Below are 19,149 nucleotides of genomic sequence, written 5' to 3' on the forward strand. Positions count from 1 at the left end.
AATGACCCGGATGGAAGGCAACAGAAATGACTGAATACAAGATCGCATTGGTAGGCTTCGGTGGTGTCAATCGCGGGTTGGCCCAACTGATTGCCGAGCGTAACGAAGCCTGGAAAACCGAACTCGGCTTCACGTTGAAAATCGTCGGTGTCACCGACCTCTTTCTGGGTTCCATCGTTGGCCGCGACGGGCTGGATGCGGGGCTGCTGGCAAGCCTTCCAGCGGTCAAGGGTGCTCTGGCGCAGTTGCCGGGTGGTACTGCCGAAGCCTTCAATGAAAACGTAATCAAGCAATCCGGCGCCGACATCATTGCCGAGGCGACCTTCACCAACCCGGTGGACGGCGAGCCGGCCACTTCGTTCTGCCGTTGGGCCCTGGAAGGCGGCAAACATGTGGTCACCACCAACAAGGGGCCGATTGCCCTGCATGCCGCTGAATTGAAAGACCTGGCCAAACGCAACAACGTCGCCTTTGAATATGAGGGCTCGGTGATGAGCGGGACCCCGGTTATCCGCCTGGCTAAACAGTCGCTGGCCGGCGTCTCCATCACCGGCTTCGAGGGGATCCTCAACGGCACGTCCAACTTCGTCCTCACCAGCATGGAAGGCGGCCTGGGTTTCGCCGAGGCCGTCAGCAAGGCCCAGGAACTGGGGTATGCCGAGGCCGATCCGACCGCCGATGTCGAAGGGCATGACGTGCGCCTGAAAGTGGTCATTCTGGCCAATGAATTGCTCGATGCCAAGCTGAGTGTCAGTGATGTCAGCTGCCGGGGTATCTCGGCACTTGGCCTCAGTGATATTGAAAGTGCTGTGCAAAAGGGTGCTCGCTGGAAGCTTATCGGTGCCGCCAGGCGCAACGCCGATGGTTCGGTCAGCGCCAGTGTCGAACCGAAGCTGCTGAACAACGATCACCCGCTGGCGGGCATTTCGGGCGCGATCAATGCGGTGTCGTTCAACACTGAGCTGCTGGGACCGGTCACCGTCTCAGGTCCAGGTGCAGGCCGTATCGAAACGGCGTTCGCTCTGCTGTCGGACATCATCGCCATTCATAAGTCTGTTTCGACCCATTAAGCAGGAGTAGACGTTATGAGCCTATCGCGCTTGGCCATGGCCGTTGTGGGAAATCAAATCGATGTGCTGAACCCGTTCGACGGAAGCGTCGTCGGGACAGTACCTGAAATGTGTGCGGCTCATGTCCCGCACTTGCTGGCTCAGGGGCGCAGCGGGGCGCAAGTCTGCGCCGGACTGCCGCGTTATCGCAGGGCACAGATACTCGAACAGGCCGCACGCAACATCGAGCGCGATGCGGGCTCGTTTGCCCGGCTGATCGTCGATGAAGCCGGCAAAACCATCAGGCAGGCGGAAAAGGAAGTCAAACGGTGCATCAACACCCTCAAGCTGTCTGCCGAAGAAGCCAAACGCAATGCCGGTGAAGTCGTGCCGTTCGATGCCTATGAAGGTTCCGAGTCTCGGCAGGGATGGTTCTCCAGAGAGCCGCTGGGCCTGATTGTGGCGATCACACCGTACAACGATCCGTTGAACCTGGTGGCACACAAGCTCGGCCCGGCCATTGCCGGTGGCAACGCCGTCATCCTGAAACCCTCCGAGTTGGCGCCGTTGTCGGCGATCAAGCTGGTTGCCTGTCTGGTCGATGCGGGCCTGCCAGCATCGGTAGTCACCGTTGCTACCGGAGGCGCGGAACTGGGCAAGGCACTGGTTGCTGCCCGTGAAGTGCGGATGATCTCGTTTACTGGCGGTTTCGTGACTGGCGAACACATTGCCCGCGGCGCTGGCTTGAAGAAACTGGCCATGGACCTGGGCGGCAATGCACCGGTGATCGTCCTGGACGATTGCGACCTCCAGAGCACTGTCGAGTCCTGTGTCTCGGGTGCATTCTGGGCTGCCGGGCAGAACTGCATCGGCACCCAACGCTTGTTGATCCAGGCCTCGATTTATGAGGTGTTTCGCGACAAATTCGTTGCGCTGTCGAAGACATTGATTGCCGGTAACCCGGCCGCGTCCAGCACGGACATTGGCCCGATGATAACTGTGCAGGCTGCACAGAACGCCGAGGCGGTCGTGTCCGAAGCGCTGCAACAGGGTGCCAGGCTACTTTGCGGGCACCAACGGGAAGGCGCGTGCTACACCGCGACGGTATTGGAGAAGGTCGATCACGCCAGCCGCTTGTGGCGCAATGAAGTGTTTGCACCGGTGGTGGTGCTTGAACCCTTTGACACCTTCGATGAAGCCATCGCCCTGGCTAACGAGCCGGAGTACAGCTTGCACGCCGGGATTTTCACCAACGATCTGGGCAAGGCCTTGAGCGCTGCGCGGCGGATCGATGCGGGTGGGGTGATGATCAACGATTCGTCCGACTACCGTTTTGACGCCATGCCTTTCGGTGGCTCGAAATATGGCAGCCTCGGCCGAGAAGGTGTTCGTTTCGCTTACGAGGAAATGACGCAGCCAAAGGTCGTCTGCGTCAACAATCTGTGCTGAACGATTGAAATTCAGGTAGTGCTTATTGTGTCGCATTGGGAGGCTTAGTCAGCCACCCAATGCGTTGTTCTTCGACTTCCGGTGAGCTGACAGCTCACCCTGCATTGCACCATTACCAACCCAACTGCTTGTTGAACGACAACGCATCATAGTAATCATGCTGTGACGCAATCTTGCCGTCCTTCAACTTGATGAAACTGACACCCTTGAAGGACAACGGCTTGTTGGTTGCAGGTGTCTCGGGTGCCCAGGCGCCGGTGTTTTTGCCGTCGAACTGCCATTCGAAGGCAATGTTGTCGCCGTCGACGATCGGCTGGCCAACCATCTGCCATTTCAAATCCGGCACCGCATCGATAAACAGCTTGATGACTTCGACCCTGGCGGTTTCCCGGCCGACTTTGGGAACCCCTACCGAGGCGTCCAGAAACTCTCCGTTCTCAGCGAAATACTGGGCTGCTGCATCGGGGTCGTGTTTATTCCATGCGCCCATGTAGGCGTTGATCACGTCCAGGGTGTTCTGTTTGTCCGCAGCAACCGAAAACTGGGCAAACAGAAGAAAGGCCAGGATGCTGACTAGTCGAATCGATATCCGGTGCATGGTATTTCCTCTTCGATTATTGCTGTTGTGGGAGAGTCGGAAACAGTTTTGCCCAAGTGGTGCAGCGACCTATCGCGGCACCGGCAGCTCGACCAGCGACCACTCGATCGATAGCGGTTTGAGCTTGTGTACTTTGGCGGCAGCAGGGCGGCTGGCCATGTTGCCGACGAACCAGTTCGCCGAATTGGCCGCGACGATCCGGCCTTCGCCATTGATGATGAATGCCTCGTTTTTCATGCGCAGCAGGCAGCGGGTGAGCAGTTGATCGAATTCGTGCAGGGCAATATCCGCCGCGGCGACGCCGACGAAATGCCCGCCGGCGAAAATCGGCACGGAGAAGGCCAGTATGTAGAGTTCGGTGCCATAGAGGTCCACGAACGGCCCTTCGATCGAAGCTTCACCCGTGAGCTTCGGGCGCGTGAACCAGGGCATGCCCTGGTAGTTGTAGAAGCTTTCGCTCTGGCGGTTGAAGTTCAGCATCATGGGGATGACTTTTCCGCTCGAGGGGCGGTAGAACCATTCGAGGAACATCTCTTGATCGGCGAGTTCCCCCGGTTCCAGCACGACACCGGTCCCATGAATATAGTTGTCGTTTCCTGACAGGCGCTCTTCGATTGTCGGTTGTAAGAAAGCCAGATCCTTCGACGTCGGTTTTTTGCCTTCGGCGTCAAGCGCGTTCCAGACCGTCACTACCTCTGCGGCCAGCGTATCGAGTTGCTCGAACACCTTGCACAAGATGTCCTCCAGGCGCTGGGCGCACTGGCCAAGCTCGTCATTCATTGGTGTCGTGATCATTGCAATGTGCTCTCTTGCTGCTCAAGCAGGGCGAAGCGCAGGTCCATCAGGCGCTTGATGCCTTCCTTGATATGGGCCTCTGTCAGGGCCCTGGCCAGATTGGATTCGCCGGCTACCACGGCCTGCAGGATGGCCCGGTGTTCAGCAATGGCCGTGCTTTTCTGAACATCGGTGGTGGAGATCCATTGCAGCTCGCCCATTTCGGCCTGCAGGCGCATTTCCGCGTGGGTCAGCCGCACCGATTGGGCGGCCACGGCAATTTCGATATGGAAGCGAGCGTCCGCCCGACGCAGCTCGCTTCGGGTCGTGGCGTCCTGCAACGCAGTGACGAAATGTTCTAGTCGTTGATGCTGGGCGCTGGAGGATCGGCTGGCGGCCAGGCCGGCGGCAGTCGCTGAAATGGCGATCTGTTCGTCGCAGAGGTCGCGAAGTTCCAGCGAGCTCATGGCGCTCAACCTGGCCTTGAGAAACTCATCGGAAACTTCCACAGGGGCGCAGACAAAACTGCCGCCGTTCCTGCCGCGTTTTGTCGCGACAACGCCGCGCTGACGAAGAATGGCCAAGGCATCGCGCAGGGTCACGGTGGCCACGCCAAAACGGGTCGCCAGTTCGCTTTCGCTGGGCAATTGTTCGCCCACGCCAATCAGGCCCAGTTCGATGACCTCGATCAGCCGGCGAGCCACTTCCTCGGGCTTGCCTTCCTGGCTGACCTGCAGCAGGGAAAGGCGGTTCACTTTATTCAGTTGAGTCATCTACTCGCCATAAAAAATATGAAACTAGGTTTCTTTTAGTCATATCCAGCCTTTCACGCAACAGAAAAGCCCAATTTAAGACGCCGATATGTCGTTTTTAGATAAAAGCGACATGCCGATTGGCAGCTTGAAATTCATAAGATATGGTTTCATATGTTTAATAAAAAGCCAGGCTCCAGGATCCACCGGGAGCGGTACTGGCCCCGACACAGAGGAATGGCAGGTCATGACGAATCCAACCCTAAGCACTTGGGAAGCTCGCGCTCGAGAACTGAAGATAGAAGGGCGCGCGTTCATCGGTGGGGACTACACCCACGCCATCGAAGGGGAGACCTTCGATTGTCTGAGCCCGATCGATGGTCGCCTGCTGACCAAGGTCACCAGCTGCTCGGCCGCCGACGCCGATCGCGCGGTTGAAGTGGCCCGCGCCACATTCGAATCCGGCGTCTGGTCGCGCATGGCGCCGGCGGACAGAAAGCAGGTGATGATCTGTTTCGCCGAGCTGCTGGAAGCCAATGCCGAGGAACTGGCGCTGCTGGAAACCCTCGACATGGGCAAGCCGATCAGCGACTCGCTGGCTGTCGACGTGCCGCAAGCCGCACAAGCCCTGAGCTGGAGCGGTGAGGCCATCGACAAGATCTACGACGAAGTCGCTGCCACCCCCCATGACCAACTCGGTCTGGTGACCCGCGAGCCGGTCGGCGTGGTCGCGGCCATCGTGCCGTGGAACTTCCCGCTGATGATGGCCTGCTGGAAACTGGGCCCTGCGCTGTCGACCGGCAACTCGGTGATCCTCAAGCCGTCGGAAAAATCGCCACTGACCGCCATCCGCATCGCCCAACTGGCCATCGAGGCCGGCATCCCGGCGGGCGTGCTGAACGTGCTACCAGGCTACGGCCACACCGTCGGCAAGGCCCTGGCCCTGCACATGGACGTCGACACCCTGGTGTTCACCGGTTCGACCAAGATCGCCAAGCAGTTGCTGATCTACTCCGGCGAGTCGAACATGAAGCGCGTCTGGCTGGAAGCCGGCGGCAAGAGCCCGAACATCGTCTTCGCCGATGCCGCGGACCTGCAAGCCGCCGCCGAATCGGCTGCCGGCGCCATCGCCTTCAACCAGGGTGAAGTCTGCACCGCCGGCTCGCGTCTGCTGGTGGAGCGTTCGATCAAGGACAAGTTCCTGCCCCTGGTGGTCGAGGCCCTCAAGGGCTGGAAGCCGGGCAACCCGCTGGACCCGGCCACCAACGTCGGTGCCCTGGTCGATACCCAGCAGATGAACACCGTGCTCTCGTACATCGAGTCCGGCCACAACGAAGGCGCCAAACTGCTGGTGGGCGGCAAGCGCACCCTGCAGGAAACCGGTGGCACCTACGTCGAACCGACCATCTTCGACGGCGTCAGCAACGCCATGAAGATCGCCCAGGAAGAGATCTTCGGCCCGGTGCTGTCGGTGATCACTTTCGATACCGTCGAAGAAGCCATCAACATCGCCAACGACACCCCGTACGGCCTGGCCGCGGCGGTGTGGACCGCCGACATCTCCAAGGCGCACCTGACCGCCAGGGCGCTGCGCGCCGGTAGCGTCTGGGTCAACCAGTACGATGGCGGCGACATGACCGCGCCCTTCGGTGGCTTCAAGCAATCGGGCAACGGCCGCGACAAGTCGCTACATGCGTTCGACAAGTACACCGAGCTGAAAGCTACCTGGATCAAGTTGTAAGTCAGCAAAGCAAAAACAATAACAGCCGACAGGACAATGTCCTCAGGATAACAACATGAACAGTTCCGAATTCTCTGCGGCCGATAGCGACGCCGCTCAGCTCAGGGCGCTTGGCTATACGTCGAACTTCGAAAGAAGCATGAGCCTCTGGGAAAACTTTGCGTTGGGCTTCACCTACCTTTCGCCGGTCGTGGGCGTTTATACGCTCTTCGGCCTGTGCCTGGCGGCGGGCGGGCCGCCCATGTTCTGGTCCTACCTGCTGGTGGGGCTGGGGCAGATGCTGGTCTGCCTGATCTTCTGCGAAGTGGTTTCGCAATTCCCGATTTCCGGGGGCGTTTATCCGTGGGCGCGTCGCCTGGTGGGCAAACGCTGGGCCTGGATGGTGGGCTGGATCTACTCCGTGTCGCTGTGCGTGACCATTGCCGCGGTAGCGCTCGGCGCCGGTCCTTACATCGCCGCCATGCTGGGCTTCGAACCGAGTCCAGTGACCAACACGATGGTCGCGCTGGCCCTGACCGTCATGGCCACCGTGCTTAACCTGAGCGGGACCAAGCTGCTGGCCAAGGTCGCAATGTTCGGCTTTATCTGCGAGCTGCTGGGCGCGATCGTGATTGGTGGTTATCTGCTGATGTTCGAGCGTCACCAGCCGTTGTCGGTGCTGTTCAATACCTTCGACATCAGCATCGATGGCAGCTACTGGCCGGCGTTCCTGACCGCGTCGCTGGCTGGCATGTTCCTCTACTACGGCTTCGAAGCCTGCGGCGACGTGGCCGAAGAAACGCCCAATCCGAGCAAGCGCATTCCCAAGGCCATGCGCATGACCATCTACATCGGTGGTGGCGCCGCGATCTTCGCCGCCTTGGCATTGATCCTGGCGGTACCGGATATCGCCAAGGTGATTTCCGGTGAAGACAAGGACCCGATGTACACCATCATGGTCAACGCTTTCGGGCCGACCGGCTGGCAGATCGTGACGGCGGTGATCACCGTTTCCTTCGTGTCCTGCGTGCTCAGCCTGCAGGCGGCGGCCAGCCGTTTGCTGTACTCCTTTGCCCGGGATGAAATGGTCATGGGCAGCGGCGTGCTCAAGCGTCTTTCACCCACCACCCGTGTTCCCACTGCAGCCTTGATCACCTGCGGCGTGATCCCGGCAGCCATCGTGTGTGCCGGCTTCTTCCTGGAAAACGCCATTGCGATCATCGTGAGCTTCGCGGCCATCGGTATCTACCTGTCGTTCCAGATGATCGTGGGCGGGGCGCTGTTCGCTCGTCTGCGCGGCTGGAAACCGGCCGGCCAGTTCACTCTGGGTCGCTGGGGCTGGATCGTGAACATCCTGGCGCTGGTCTACGGCTTGCTGGCAGTCGCCAACATGTCCTGGCCGCGTACCCCGGATGCCCCTTGGTACAGCAACTACGGCATCCTGCTCACCGCCGCCGTGGTCATTGGCATCGGCTTGTTCTACATGGCTGTGTTCAAGCCTTACGACAAAGGCACGGCGCCGTTTGGCGATGCATGGAAATTGCACAGGAAATAAGGTGTAAAGGCTCCCAGGCGAACAGGCAGATCAATTGGGAGCACAGGTCGAAGTAAAGAGCAGGCAGGGATGCCTGCTCTTTTTCATTGGCATCAGAATTTCCAGAACGCTGGGGTCAGCAGCACCAGTACGGTGAGGATTTCCAGCCTGCCCAGCAGCATGCCGATGGTCAGCAACCATTTTGCCGCGTCGGGCAAGGTCGAGAAATTACCTACCGGGCCAATGATCGGCCCCAATCCCGGACCCACATTGCACACGGCTGTGGCGGCACCGGTCAGCGCAGTGGTCCAGTCCAGGCCGAGCAACGCCAGGCCCGCCGCGATGACACCGATGGTGATGGTGAAAAAGAAGGAAAACGTCAGCAGCGAGCGAACAATGTCTTCGTCCAGCGGATGACCGTTGTACTTTTTTCGAATGACTGCACGCGGATGTATCAGTTGTTCAAGGTTGCTGAGCAGCAGTGAGAAGGCCACCTGGAAACGGAAGATCTTCAAGCCGCCCGCGGTGGACCCCGAGCAACCTCCAACGAATGTCAGATAGAAAAACAACATGACGGAGAAGCTGCCCCACAAGGTGTAGTCGCCCACTGCGACGCCCGTGGTGGTGACCACCGAGGTCACATTGACCGCCACGATGCGTATGGCGTCCCACCAGCCAAAGTCGCTGTGCAAGTGCAGCCAGGTTCCAAACACCAGCCAGGTGATGACCAGAAAGCCGACAAAGCCCTGGACTTGATGGTCCTTGAACAAGGCTTCCTTGCGGCCACGCAACGTGGCGACATACAACGTAAAGGGCAAGCTGCCAAGCATCATGACCACCACGGCCACCCAATGGATCGCGGGTTGCGACCAGTGCGCCAGCGAGGCATCGGAGGTGGAAAAGCCGCCGGTTGAAATCAATGACATGGAATGATTGATGGCCTCGAATGAGTTCATCCCGGCCAGCCAGAATGCCAGCCAGCCGATGCCCGTGAAGCCGATATAGATCGCGAAAATGTATTGCGCAGTCATGTGTGAACGAGCGGTGACTTTGTCCGACCAGTCGGAGGACTCGCTCTGGAACAGGCGCATGCCACCGACCCGCAACAGCGGCAAGATGGCCACGGCCATGCCGATGAAGCCGATGCCCCCCAGCCAGTGCAGCATCGAGCGCCAGATCAGCAGGCCGGGCGAAGCCGTATCGAGGCCGGTGAGTACAGTAGAGCCGGTGGTGGTGATACCCGACATCGTTTCGAAGAACGCATCCGTGTAGCTGATGTGCTGCAATAGCACCATTGGCAGGGCACCAAAGGCGCAGACGACCACCCAGCTGGCCGTTGTCAGAAAGTACATGTGCCGGGGTCGCAGATGCGTGTCCTTCGGCTGGCCCTTGACGACCAGCGCCAAGCCACATGTGAAGGTAATCAGGCTCGACCAGAGAAAGGCGGAAAGTCCGTCGTTGCGGTCATAAATCATTAACGTCAGCATGGGGAGGGTCATGCTCACGGCCAGGGTGATCAGAAAAATCCCCAGGATGAAGCCGACAAGACGCAAAACCGCTAGGGACATGGAGAGACTCTGTCTATTGATCGAACCCGAGCAGTGTCGGCGTGGCAGTTATTATGCGGTGAAATATTTAGTTTCATAAGCGCTATCACGGGAGTGTAGGGGAGACTACTGAGTACCTTCCAGCCATGGGCCTGAGGCGCGTGGGCTGACAGAGTAAACTGCGGGTAGCTATATCTTGTCGAAGGAGTGGTCATGATCGGTGCCGAACTGTTGTCCGACGAAAGCCTGACGTTCGGCTGGCTGGCCTACGTGCCGGTGCTGGCCTGGGCCATCGCCAAGGCACCCTGGGTCGAGCTGTTCAGTGACAGCCGGCGTCAGCACCTGATGTTCGGCACCGTTTTCGCCCTGTTCGTGCTCTGGCTGATACGGCGTGATTTCGAGACGGGCGTGTCCTACCACTTTATCGGCATGACGGCCGTCACCCTGCTACTGGACTGGCCGCTGGCAATCGTCGGTGGCCTGGTGGCGCAGGTCGGACTGGTGCTGCTGGGGCGCCAGGATCTGGCAGCGGTGGGGGTCAACGGCTTATTGGTGATCGCTCTGCCGGTGCTGGTCACCGAAGTCTGCGCAATTCTGGTCGAACGGGCGCAGCCGCGAAATCCATTCGTTTACATCTTCTGTTCGGGATTCCTCGCCGCCGCCGTATCGGCACTGCTGATCCTGCTGGCCGGGCTCGGCTTGCTCTGGTGGGATGAGCGGTTCGAAATGCCGTACTGGCTGGAGGACTTCATCGGCTATCTGTGGCTGATCATTTTCCCCGAGGCCTTCATCAACGGCATGATCGTCAGTGCCTTGGTGGTGTTCAGCCCGGAGTGGCTGGAGACCTTCAACCGTACCCGCTACCTGCAGGCACCCTGGAAAGACGACGAACCGCCTCGCGGCGGTTCGTAACAGGGTCAGTGCTGGGGTTGATTGAAATCTTCCGAGAACAGGTCGTCCTCGGCATCAGGGCTGACTGGAATCTTGTGCTCTTCAGCGGCCCAGGCGCCAAGATCGATCAGTTTGCAGCGATCGGAACAGAACGGCCGGTTCGGGTTGGCCGCGTTCCATTCCACCGGGGCCCCACAGGTTGGGCATTCAACGGTCAGGGGTTGGCTCATGACTGGCCTCCACGCAAAGTAAGGTAAAAATGATGCAGGCGGTCGACTTCGGCATGCAGCCAGGCCAGATCGCGGTCATTGACCAGCACATCATCGGCGTGGCGCAGGCGTTCTTCGCGGCTGGCCTGGACCTTGAGGATGGCCTCGACCTGCTCGGGCGAGGTCTGGTCACGCTGCAGGGTGCGTTGCACCTGCAGCTGTTCCGGCGCATCGACCACGAGGATGCGCTGCACCTGGCGATACTGCCCGGACTCGATCATCAAGGGCGACACCAACACCGCATAAGGCGATTCTGCCTTGGCCAGGTAACTGAAGATCTCCTGGCCGATCAACGGGTGCAGCAGTGCCTCGAGCCAGCGCCGTTGTTCGGCGTCCTGGAAAATCAATTGACGCAAGGCGGCCCGGTCAAGCTGACCGTCGCCCTGCAGCACGCCGGGGCCAAAGTGCTCGACGATGCTGGCCAGCGCCGGCCGGCCGGGTTCGACCACCCAGCGGGCGGCCTGATCGGCATCCACCAGATGCACGCCCAGTTCGATAAAACGCTGGGCAGCGGCACTCTTGCCACTGCCGATGCCACCGGTAAGGCCAAGGATCCAGGGTGTGAAAGCAGGCTTCGTCATCTCAAACCAGTGAACTGCAGATAGGAAGTGGTTATTTGACCACCCCAGAGCAGCGCGATCCAGCCTGCAATGGCCAGATAAGGACCAAAAGGAATGGGTGTGCTGCCCTGTTGATTGCGCAAGCGCAGCAGAATCAGGCCCAGCACGGCACCCACCAGGGACGACAACAGCACCGTCAAAGGCACGACCTGCCAGCCGCCCCAGGCCCCGAGCATGCCCAGCAGCTTGAAATCGCCATGGCCCATGCCGTCCTTGCCGGTGATCAATTTGAACAGCCAATACACCGTCCACAGGCACAGGTAACCGGCCACTGCACCCCAGACCGCATCGGCCAACGGCACGAACACACCGAAGGCATTGACGATCAACCCCAGCCATAGCAGCGGCAGCACCAGCACATCGGGAATCACCTGGTGATCGATATCGATCAGACTCATGGCCAGCAGCCCCCAACTGAGCACCATGAAGGCAATGGCCTGGCCACCGAAACCGAAATGCCAGGCCGCATAGGCACCCAGCCCGGCGCAGGCGATCTCGACCAACGGGTAGCGAATGCTGATGGGCGCCTTGCAGCTCGAGCAGCGGCCGCGCAGGCACAGATAACTGAGCACCGGTATGTTCTCCCAGGCGCGAATGCGATGGGCGCAGTGCGGGCATTCGGAGTGGGGCAGCATCAGGTTGTAGGTAGGGCCGGGTGGCACGCCCGGCAGGTCGAGAATGTCCCGGGCCTGGTCCTGCCAGTCGCGCACCAGCATCTTCGGCAACCGATGGATGACCACGTTGAGGAAGCTGCCGATGATCAGCCCGAAGACCACGGCGCAGAGGATAAATGCCGGAGGATAGTCGGCCAGCCACTGGTATGACGTCATGTTCAAACCACTTCGCCAAGCTTGAAAATCGGCAAGTACATGGCAATCACCAGACCCCCGACCAGCACACCGAGTACGACCATGATCAACGGCTCCATCAAGCTGGTCAGGCTATCGACCATGTTATCGACCTCGCTTTCGTAATAACCGGCAACCTTGTCGAGCATGTCATCCAACGCACCGGACTCTTCGCCGATGGCCGTCATCTGCACGGCCAGATTGGGAAAGACACCACTGCTGCGCATGGCCACGCTCAGCTGCATGCCGCTGGCGACATCCTGGCCAACGCGATTGACCGCCTGCTTGAACACCACATTGCCGGTGGCGCCGGCAACCGAGCCAAGTGCTTCGATCAGCGGAACACCGGCGGCGAAGGTGGTGGACAGGGTGCGGGCATAGCGGGCAATGGCCGACCTGGTCAGCAGCGTGCCGACAATTGGCAGTTTGAGCAAGGCCCGGTCGATTGCATCATGCAACCGCGGATTGTGCGTATAGCCATGGCGCAGTGCCCAGACGGCCAGGATCAGGACGCCGAGTATCATCCACCAGGCGAATTGCATGAACTGCGACAGGCCGATAACCCATTGGGTAAACACCGGCAGCTCGGCGCCAAGACCTGCAAACAGGCTCTGGAATTGCGGCACCACATTGACCAGCAGAATCCCCGACACCAGGGTCGCCACCAGCAGCACCAGCACCGGGTAGGTCATGGCTTTCTTGATCCTGGCCTTGAGCACTTCGGTCTTTTCCGTATAGGTCGCCACTCTGTCGAGCAGCGTATCCAGAGCGCCGGCCTGCTCGCCGGCATCGACCAGATTGCAATACAACTCATCGAAGTGGTGGGGCTTGTTGCGCAGTGCATTGGTCAGGCTGCTGCCGGCCGCGATGTCCTGCTTGATCTCAGCCACCAGCTTGCGCATCTTCGGGTTGTCGAAGCCTTCGCCAATGACATCGAAAGCCTGCAGCATGGGCACGCCGGCTTTCAGCATGGTCGCCAGCTGCCGGGTGAACATGGCGATATCCAGTGGCCTGATGCGCTTGCCACTGCTGAACAGCGACACGCTTTTCTTCCTGACCTTGCCGGGCGTGATGCCCTGGCGACGCAGGTGAATCTTGATCAAGGCAGGATTCTGTCCGGCCATTTCCCCACTGACCTTTTCGCCCTTTCGATCTATGCCTTCCCAGACATAGATGCTGACCTTTGCCGCTTTTGACGCCATGGGTGAATCCCTGGTGATGCGCTTGACTGACGCAAGGCCGGTGCTGCCTTGCATGGTTTTGTTGCAATGATCGCAACCCGTGGCTTCGTAGACCCCGCCCATACCAATCCGTTCGTCCAGCCCGCTTGTGCCTTGGCCTGAGGGTAATCGTGCCCTGTGAATCTGTAGCTTAGACGAGGCGCGGAACGGCTTGAACGATTTGGGATGAGCAAAAATGTCAGCTACTCTGCGCGGCGTTTGCCACTTATTCGATCCTTTGCCGGTCAAAGGGCTTTTACCGCATGCAGGGAGTTGTTCAATGAAAGGTCAAAAAGGCTTCACGCTGATCGAGCTGATGATCGTCGTCGCCATCATCGGCATCCTGGCAACCATCGCACTGCCGATGTACACCAAATACCAGGCCCGCGCCAAAGTCACCGCCGGCCTTGCCGAGATCACCGCACTGAAAGTGCCTTTCGAAGACCTGATGAACCAGGGCACCAACGTCGCCAACACCGCAGCGCTCGGTGGCCAGGCGACTACTGCCAACTGCGCGATCGAGGCTACCGGCACGGCGGCGACAGGGGCGGGCAATATCACCTGCACCATCGCCAATGCCTCGGGGCTGGTGTTGGGCAAGACCATTGCGCTGAATCGTACGATGGCTAATGGGTGGGTGTGCAATACCACGGTTGATGCTGATCTGGTGCCTAAAGGGTGCACTGGGCAGTAATCCAGCGGCTGGGCAGGGGGCTGCAATTGGCGTTAATAAACAGTGATTTGCGAAACGCCTTTGGCAGTGGTAGGTTTACTCGCAAGCCGGTGTAGCTCAGTCGGTAGAGCAGCGCACTCGTAACGCGAAGGTCGTAGGTTCGATTCCTATCTCCGGCACCAGGATCTAGAAAACCGGTCGTTTTGGCCGGTTTTTTTTCGTCTTGAAAAAAGTGAGTGTTGCTGTGAGGTGGCGAATTTGAGGGTTATTGGTGCTGATTCCAGAGGGTAGATACGCTTCGATCCTCACCACCTTCGATCGATTATGGCTAGGGTCGAAATTAGAGCAGTAAAAATAAATCTGTCCCCGTTCGTTCACCGGATCTTCGGTCAGCGTCTTGCGCGCCATCGGCTCCATCACGTACTCCTTCGGCTCTGATTCGTTCTGGTGCTAGGGCTTCTTCAATTCCATCATGGGTTGTCATGAAATGTTAAAGAACTGTCGCAAAATGAAATGTTGGCAGCCCTCCCATCTATAAACTCTTCCTCACGATCTGCGCAGTAAGCGCTACTTTCCGTGCTCGCTCCATCGACCCAATGGCTGCCCGAAAAAAGGGAAAAAAGGGGACAAAAAAGGGACAAAAAAAGGGGCAGACCTATTTTTCTTACTCTAATTTTCCGGAAGCAAGGCGTGTTACGAGTATGGGGGAAAACAGAGGGCTCTATTTGAGGCCATGGCAAAAAATTAGAGTGGTAAAAATAAATGTCCCCTTTTCGCACCAACCTTATTTCCAGGCTGAACAATATTGCCAGCAAGCCGAACACCAGCGCGACCACTCAACTCATCACTGATCGGCGCATCTGCCGCGCACTTGTTCAGCGGATCGACTCTTTGCAAACCGAAAGCCGCATCCTGAAGCGCAAGGCGACCAAGCTGAAACAGTCCCTTCCATTCACCAGGCACGCCATCGCCAGCATGGAGCGGCTGACCGCCGAATACGGTCGGGAATCACAGGAGCTTTGTCAGTTGCTGGGCTTGATCGGAGCTCAGCTGATGGCGGACTTGGAGGGGCTGGTGGACAGTCTTGGGTTTGACCGGCTGTGCGACGTGCTGAGCATCAACCCGATACACCGCGACCAGGCACGACAGGAAGGCAAGGCGAGTATCTACAGCCTGGCCTTTTACCAGCGCCTGGAGGATAGCTCCGAGCGGCATGGCGACGCGTGGGGCGACGGCAGCCCCCTGTTCCGGGCATGTTTTCACGGCTGGGTGATGTACGCCGTGGATTGCTGCGCGCTTGGAGTCGATCCGTTCGCACCTGGTGAAGTGTTCGGGCCGGAGTTGCCGCCAAAGCTTCGCCTCGTTGGTAAATGACCCTTTCGGTACCAATAGCGAAGGAAAGGGGACAAATTTATTTTTGGGACTCTAATTTTTGGGCCTTGGCGTTAAAATGCCAAAAGGGGACAGATTTATTTTTACTACTCTAATTTTCGATCTGGCCCTGAAAGAGGGTCCTTCGCTTTCCTCGAATTTATAGCGCGCCTGCTCGGGTAAATTAGAGTAAGGAAAATAAATCTGTCCCCTTTTCCCGTCCCCTTTTCCCTTTGAGTTTCGACTGCTTCCCCTTCCACTACTTTCTCTCCACGTAAAACGGGGCTTATACCACGCAGGTCATGCCCTTGTACTCTAGTGTGTTGCATCTACCGGTTGTATCGACATTCGAAAGCTGCCGCTCATGGATGTAACACCGCATAGGCACTTTTCCCGCTGTTACACCAAGGGAATCAATACGTGTTTCAAGTCAATAAGTCCTTGTAAAACAATACGTTAGCTTTGGCTGAAACACTCGTAACACCTGTAACCCAGAAAGCAGGACACTCTTGACTGACCCATGCCCCATTGCTTGGAAAAGCCATCAGCGCTGAGCGCGAGTGAAGCTCTCAATGGCACGACTCGATAGCTTTGGGGGACCCTGTCGATTTGGACCAAGTGCGGGGTCGGAAACCCGCGGGACTTTGCTAGCGGCTGGGTGCCCAGCTTAGTGAACAGGTGAACACGGTGAACCCGAGTGAACTGTGCAACTTCTTTGAACTGTGATCGCTATCCTTACCGTACTGGTAAGGATAGCTCTGAGGGAGAAGGCGGCTGCAGATTTCAACGATTGAAATTTCAGTAAGCTGGCAGGGCTACCACTAGCTCGAAGGCGCGGGTTTCCGACCCCGTGATTTCGAAAATAGCTCAGGGTCCCCGGCGAATATTTGGATCAGCGATAGCATTTCGAGCGTACAGCATGGCATTGAGCCCCGCCTCGCCAAAGCAGCGAGTCAACACGATACATAGAGGCAGTACGCCTTAAGTCAAAGGCGTCAGTGTGGGTATCGTATTGTTTTTCCGCCATACTCTTCCCATAACTGTCGTAATAGCTGCTGCCAAATGAGAAGGCTCGTATGGAAAGGAAATTTATACAGATCTTGATGGCGATAGCCATATCGCTCACCGTTGCAGGCTGTGCAAATGGCTACAAGGATTTCTATACAGCTGTTCCCCAAGCCACCCCTGAAGCCATTGCTGCCAGTCGCATTTCACCTGCTCCAGTGACCCCGATGGTTGAGCGATCTCAATTTGGCGATTTGGAGCAAATCCTCCTTCCATACTTAAAAAGGGGCTACGTCGCAATTGGGAGCTCCATGTTCAACAGCGGTGAGAGCGTTTCTGAGACGGCAGCAATTGACCAAGGCAGTGCTGTAGGCGCGGACCTCGTCCTGATATTTACTCCGCGTCTTACTAGCTCCGTGACCTCGAGCGTGCCAATCACTACGCCGACAACGAATACGTCGTATACAACCGGATCGGCAACCGCCTACGGGCCTGGCGGTCCGGTCTCCGCGTACGGCAATGCATTAACAACCACCTACGGTAGCAAGACCACCTACATTCCTGTAACGGTCAATCACTCTGACTATGGCGCCATTTACTTTGTGAAGTTGCGGATTCAATTTGGGGCGTTTGTACGCAACCTCAACGATGATGAGCGACAAGCGCTGCAAACCAACCAGGGTGTAGTTGTTCTCACGATTGTGGATGACTCACCGGCATACTTAGCTGACGTGCTTCCCGGCGACATCATCGTATCTATTGATGGCGAGAGGATTTCCAATCAGGAAGGCTTCACCCGTGCGGTTGATTCCAGAAAAGGACGACTAGTCAAGGTGGCGTTGCTTCGACAAGGACGATCTATAGAAAAAAATGTTCAGCTGGGGATATAAAAGTCTAAATCGGCCGTGAGTTCTACATCCTCCTTGGCCGCAGTGGTGGATTTCTGTTTAGGGATACGTTTAGGGATATGATTTGCTTTTGATTTTTGAATATCCCTAATAAACCGTGGTCTGTGGGTGCTATGTTTGGTTCCTATCTCCGCACCAAGATCAAAAAAACCGGTCGTTGGCCGGTTTTTTTTCGTCTTGCAGAAAGTGAGTGTTGCTTGAGGTGACGGTTTTGAGGGTTACTAGTCCTGATTTCAGTGGAAATTTACGCTTTGAACCTCACCGCGATCGATCAAGACTTGGATCGAATTTAGAGTAGTAAAAATTGATCTGGCGCCTTTTCGGCCCAGGCTGTGTGAAAGCATCTGCAATTTACGCGAGGGTATGGCGCTACTAGCTATGAGGCGTTCGTAGCTGGGCCGAAAAGCTATCGATACCTATCTGATAATCACGAAAATGAATCAGGAGGCGGTCGTGAAGCTGGAAAAGCGTAGTATCGAGTTTGTCCCTCACAGTGAACGTTACGGAACGCCACGGCGGTTGTTCACCATCTGGTTCAGTTCCAATTTCCAAGTGACCGCTTTGATGGTCGGTACGCTGGGTATCGCCTCGGGGTTGAGCTTCGGCTGGACATTGCTGGGCCTGCTGATTGGCAATCTGGTCGGCACCGTGTTCATGGCCGCGCACTCCGCCCAGGGCCCTCACTTGGGGGTTCCACAAATGATCCAGAGCCGGGCACAGTTCGGTGTTTACGGAGCCGCGATCCCCTTGCTGGTAATGGTCACGGCGGCGGTGCTATTTCTTGCCGCCAGCGGCGTCTTGATGCGCGATGCCTTAAAGGCGCTGGTGCCAATGAGCGACGACCAGGCTATTGTGGTGGTCGGCGTTCTGACTTTCATCATTGGTTTTATAGGCTACGAGCTGATCCACCGTCTGGGGGCGTGGATGAGCCTGTTATCTACCCTGGTGTTTGCAAGCGCCTTGGCCTTGATCCTGCTGCACCCCAGCGACGCGGCATCAGCAACCGTCTCAGGGACGGGCTTCACGTTGGCGGCCTTTAACCTGGTCATAGCGCAGGCTGCCTCCTGGACGTTAGGTTACGGCCCCTACGTGGCAGACTACTCGCGATACCTCCCCGCGAACGTGAGCACCCGCGCCACGTTCTGGACAACCTATTGTGGTTGCGCACTGGGCTCTTTTGCCATGATGGCATTAGGTGCTTTACTGGCAGTAGCGATACCTGCAGCGCTTGAACACGACCCTGCAACCGCCATTGCCACTTTGTTCGGCCCGTGGGCACCTTTGGCACTGGGCGTTATCGCGCTTGGCGTCATCCAGTACAACGTACTCTGCTTGTACAGCGCCTATATGTCTTCGGTCACGATATTCGGAGCCTTTGGAGGGCTCAAATACGTCACGGCTCCAGCAAAAGCGTTGGTGATGGCCGTGTTGACCGTTGCTGCGACCCTGATCGCCGTAGCCACCCAGTACCGTTTTGACACGTTTTTTGCGGATATTCTGATCGGCCAGTTGTATTTGCTGATTCCCTGGAGCGCGATCAACTTGGTTGATTATTATTGGGTGTGTCGCGGCCATTATGAAGTAGGTGACCTGTACGACCCTAAAGGCCGCTACGCCCGCTTCAACTGGCGAACCCTTATGGTCTATGCCGTTTCGATCATCGGCACGATTCCCTTCATGAAACTCTCGTTCTACACAGGCTTTGTAGCGAACTGGCTAGGCGCCGACATTAGTTGGGCGATGGGGTTGGTGTTGGCCGGGGGGCTGTACTGTATGGTCAACAGCCGACCAGTTGTTAAAAGCTCGCGCATGTTCGGTCAAAGATCTCTCGAATAGGCGAAGCGAGATACGTCGTCGACGCTTTGCCTGCAGGCATTCGACGATACAGGTCCAAAACTTTGACTAGAAAGGGGAGTGTAGA

18 protein-coding genes and 1 tRNA gene are annotated in these 19,149 nt (G+C 57.7%); 10 read left to right on the forward strand and 9 right to left on the reverse strand.

Going from position 1 to position 19,149, the window contains the following annotated elements; genetic code table 11:
- The first annotated feature begins 26 nt into the window (after nt 1-26).
- Both F2S13_RS11035 and F2S13_RS11040 read left to right on the forward strand, forming a co-directional pair.
- Nucleotides 27-1,070, forward strand: coding sequence for a homoserine dehydrogenase (locus tag F2S13_RS11035; protein WP_166360610.1), 1,044 nt, complete (start codon nt 27-29; stop codon nt 1,068-1,070).
- 15 nt (nt 1,071-1,085) lie between these two features.
- Nucleotides 1,086-2,498 (forward strand): aldehyde dehydrogenase family protein, encoded by a 1,413-nt coding sequence (locus F2S13_RS11040; protein WP_166360612.1) that lies wholly within the window; start codon nt 1,086-1,088, stop codon nt 2,496-2,498.
- Between the two features lie 112 nt (nt 2,499-2,610).
- Here F2S13_RS11040 and F2S13_RS11045 read toward each other — a convergent pair whose 3' ends face one another.
- The 3 genes from F2S13_RS11045 to F2S13_RS11055 all read right to left on the reverse strand — a co-directional run bounded on the left by F2S13_RS11045 (nt 2,611) and on the right by F2S13_RS11055 (nt 4,643).
- The gene (locus tag F2S13_RS11045; RefSeq protein WP_166360614.1) at nt 2,611-3,096 is read right to left on the reverse strand and encodes an ester cyclase; all 486 of its coding nucleotides are present in this window, start codon (nt 3,094-3,096) and stop codon (nt 2,611-2,613) included.
- A 69-nt stretch (nt 3,097-3,165) separates the two neighbouring features.
- Nucleotides 3,166-3,891: a cache domain-containing protein gene (locus F2S13_RS11050; protein WP_166360616.1), complete on the reverse strand. Its 726-nt coding sequence runs from the start codon at nt 3,889-3,891 to the stop codon at nt 3,166-3,168.
- Entirely contained in the window at nt 3,888-4,643 is a 756-nt protein-coding gene (locus F2S13_RS11055) for a FadR/GntR family transcriptional regulator (protein ID WP_166360618.1), read from the reverse strand. Before F2S13_RS11055 ends, F2S13_RS11050 begins: the two co-directional genes overlap by 4 nt.
- Nucleotides 4,644-4,869: 226 nt before the next feature.
- On the opposite strand from F2S13_RS11055, the gene F2S13_RS11060 reads away from it, so the two are divergent.
- Both F2S13_RS11060 and F2S13_RS11065 read left to right on the forward strand, forming a co-directional pair.
- A complete protein-coding gene (locus F2S13_RS11060; RefSeq protein WP_166360620.1) occupies nt 4,870-6,363 on the forward strand; it encodes an aldehyde dehydrogenase in 1,494 nt (497 codons plus the stop codon).
- A 55-nt stretch (nt 6,364-6,418) separates the two neighbouring features.
- Nucleotides 6,419-7,897 (forward strand): APC family permease, encoded by a 1,479-nt coding sequence (locus tag F2S13_RS11065; protein WP_166360623.1) that lies wholly within the window; start codon nt 6,419-6,421, stop codon nt 7,895-7,897.
- Nucleotides 7,898-7,989: 92 nt separating this feature from the next.
- Here the strand turns inward: F2S13_RS11065 and F2S13_RS11070 are convergent, their stop codons facing one another.
- On the reverse strand, nt 7,990-9,444 hold the full coding sequence (locus F2S13_RS11070; protein WP_166360625.1) for a TrkH family potassium uptake protein: 1,455 nt from the start codon (nt 9,442-9,444) through the stop codon (nt 7,990-7,992).
- A 192-nt stretch (nt 9,445-9,636) separates the two neighbouring features.
- Between F2S13_RS11070 and F2S13_RS11075 the strand changes: the two genes are divergently transcribed.
- Nucleotides 9,637-10,335 carry an energy-coupling factor ABC transporter permease gene (locus tag F2S13_RS11075; protein WP_166360627.1) on the forward strand — a complete coding sequence of 233 codons (699 nt, stop codon included), beginning with the start codon at nt 9,637-9,639 and terminating at the stop codon, nt 10,333-10,335.
- A gap of 5 nt (nt 10,336-10,340) precedes the next feature.
- On the opposite strand, the gene yacG is transcribed toward F2S13_RS11075, so the two are convergent.
- From yacG to F2S13_RS11095, 4 genes are read right to left on the reverse strand one after another with little or no spacing between them, the layout of a single operon-like run.
- On the reverse strand, nt 10,341-10,544 hold the full coding sequence (yacG, locus tag F2S13_RS11080) for a DNA gyrase inhibitor YacG (protein ID WP_166360629.1): 204 nt from the start codon (nt 10,542-10,544) through the stop codon (nt 10,341-10,343).
- Nucleotides 10,541-11,164 carry a dephospho-CoA kinase gene (gene coaE, locus F2S13_RS11085; RefSeq protein ID WP_166360631.1) on the reverse strand — a complete coding sequence of 208 codons (624 nt, stop codon included), beginning with the start codon at nt 11,162-11,164 and terminating at the stop codon, nt 10,541-10,543. The genes yacG and coaE overlap by 4 nt, the downstream gene beginning before the upstream one ends.
- Nucleotides 11,161-12,033 carry a prepilin peptidase gene (locus F2S13_RS11090; protein ID WP_166360633.1) on the reverse strand — a complete coding sequence of 291 codons (873 nt, stop codon included), beginning with the start codon at nt 12,031-12,033 and terminating at the stop codon, nt 11,161-11,163. The genes coaE and F2S13_RS11090 overlap by 4 nt, the downstream gene beginning before the upstream one ends.
- Before the next feature lie 2 nt (nt 12,034-12,035).
- Complete coding sequence (locus F2S13_RS11095) at nt 12,036-13,253, reverse strand: type II secretion system F family protein (protein WP_166360635.1); 1,218 nt, start codon at nt 13,251-13,253, stop codon at nt 12,036-12,038.
- Between the two features lie 298 nt (nt 13,254-13,551).
- Here F2S13_RS11095 and F2S13_RS11100 point away from each other — a divergent pair, with 298 nt between their 5' ends.
- The gene (locus F2S13_RS11100; protein ID WP_166360637.1) at nt 13,552-13,965 is read left to right on the forward strand and encodes a pilin; all 414 of its coding nucleotides are present in this window, start codon (nt 13,552-13,554) and stop codon (nt 13,963-13,965) included.
- Between the two features lie 85 nt (nt 13,966-14,050).
- Nucleotides 14,051-14,126, forward strand: a tRNA-Thr gene (locus tag F2S13_RS11105).
- A gap of 4 nt (nt 14,127-14,130) precedes the next feature.
- On the opposite strand, the gene F2S13_RS11110 is transcribed toward F2S13_RS11105, so the two are convergent.
- A complete protein-coding gene (locus F2S13_RS11110; protein ID WP_166360639.1) occupies nt 14,131-14,361 on the reverse strand; it encodes a hypothetical protein in 231 nt (76 codons plus the stop codon).
- A 345-nt stretch (nt 14,362-14,706) separates the two neighbouring features.
- Between F2S13_RS11110 and F2S13_RS11115 the strand changes: the two genes are divergently transcribed.
- From F2S13_RS11115 to F2S13_RS11125, 3 genes are all read left to right on the forward strand, one after another.
- Nucleotides 14,707-15,318, forward strand: coding sequence for a hypothetical protein (locus F2S13_RS11115; protein ID WP_166360641.1), 612 nt, complete (start codon nt 14,707-14,709; stop codon nt 15,316-15,318).
- A gap of 1,073 nt (nt 15,319-16,391) precedes the next feature.
- The gene (locus F2S13_RS11120) at nt 16,392-17,210 is read left to right on the forward strand and encodes a PDZ domain-containing protein (protein WP_166360643.1); all 819 of its coding nucleotides are present in this window, start codon (nt 16,392-16,394) and stop codon (nt 17,208-17,210) included.
- A gap of 471 nt (nt 17,211-17,681) precedes the next feature.
- The gene (locus F2S13_RS11125; protein WP_166360645.1) at nt 17,682-19,064 is read left to right on the forward strand and encodes a cytosine permease; all 1,383 of its coding nucleotides are present in this window, start codon (nt 17,682-17,684) and stop codon (nt 19,062-19,064) included.
- Nucleotides 19,065-19,149: the final 85 nt, after the last annotated feature.

Source organism: Pseudomonas akapageensis (genome assembly GCF_011355085.1).
In the GTDB taxonomy this organism is placed as follows: domain Bacteria; phylum Pseudomonadota; class Gammaproteobacteria; order Pseudomonadales; family Pseudomonadaceae; genus Aquipseudomonas; species Aquipseudomonas akapageensis.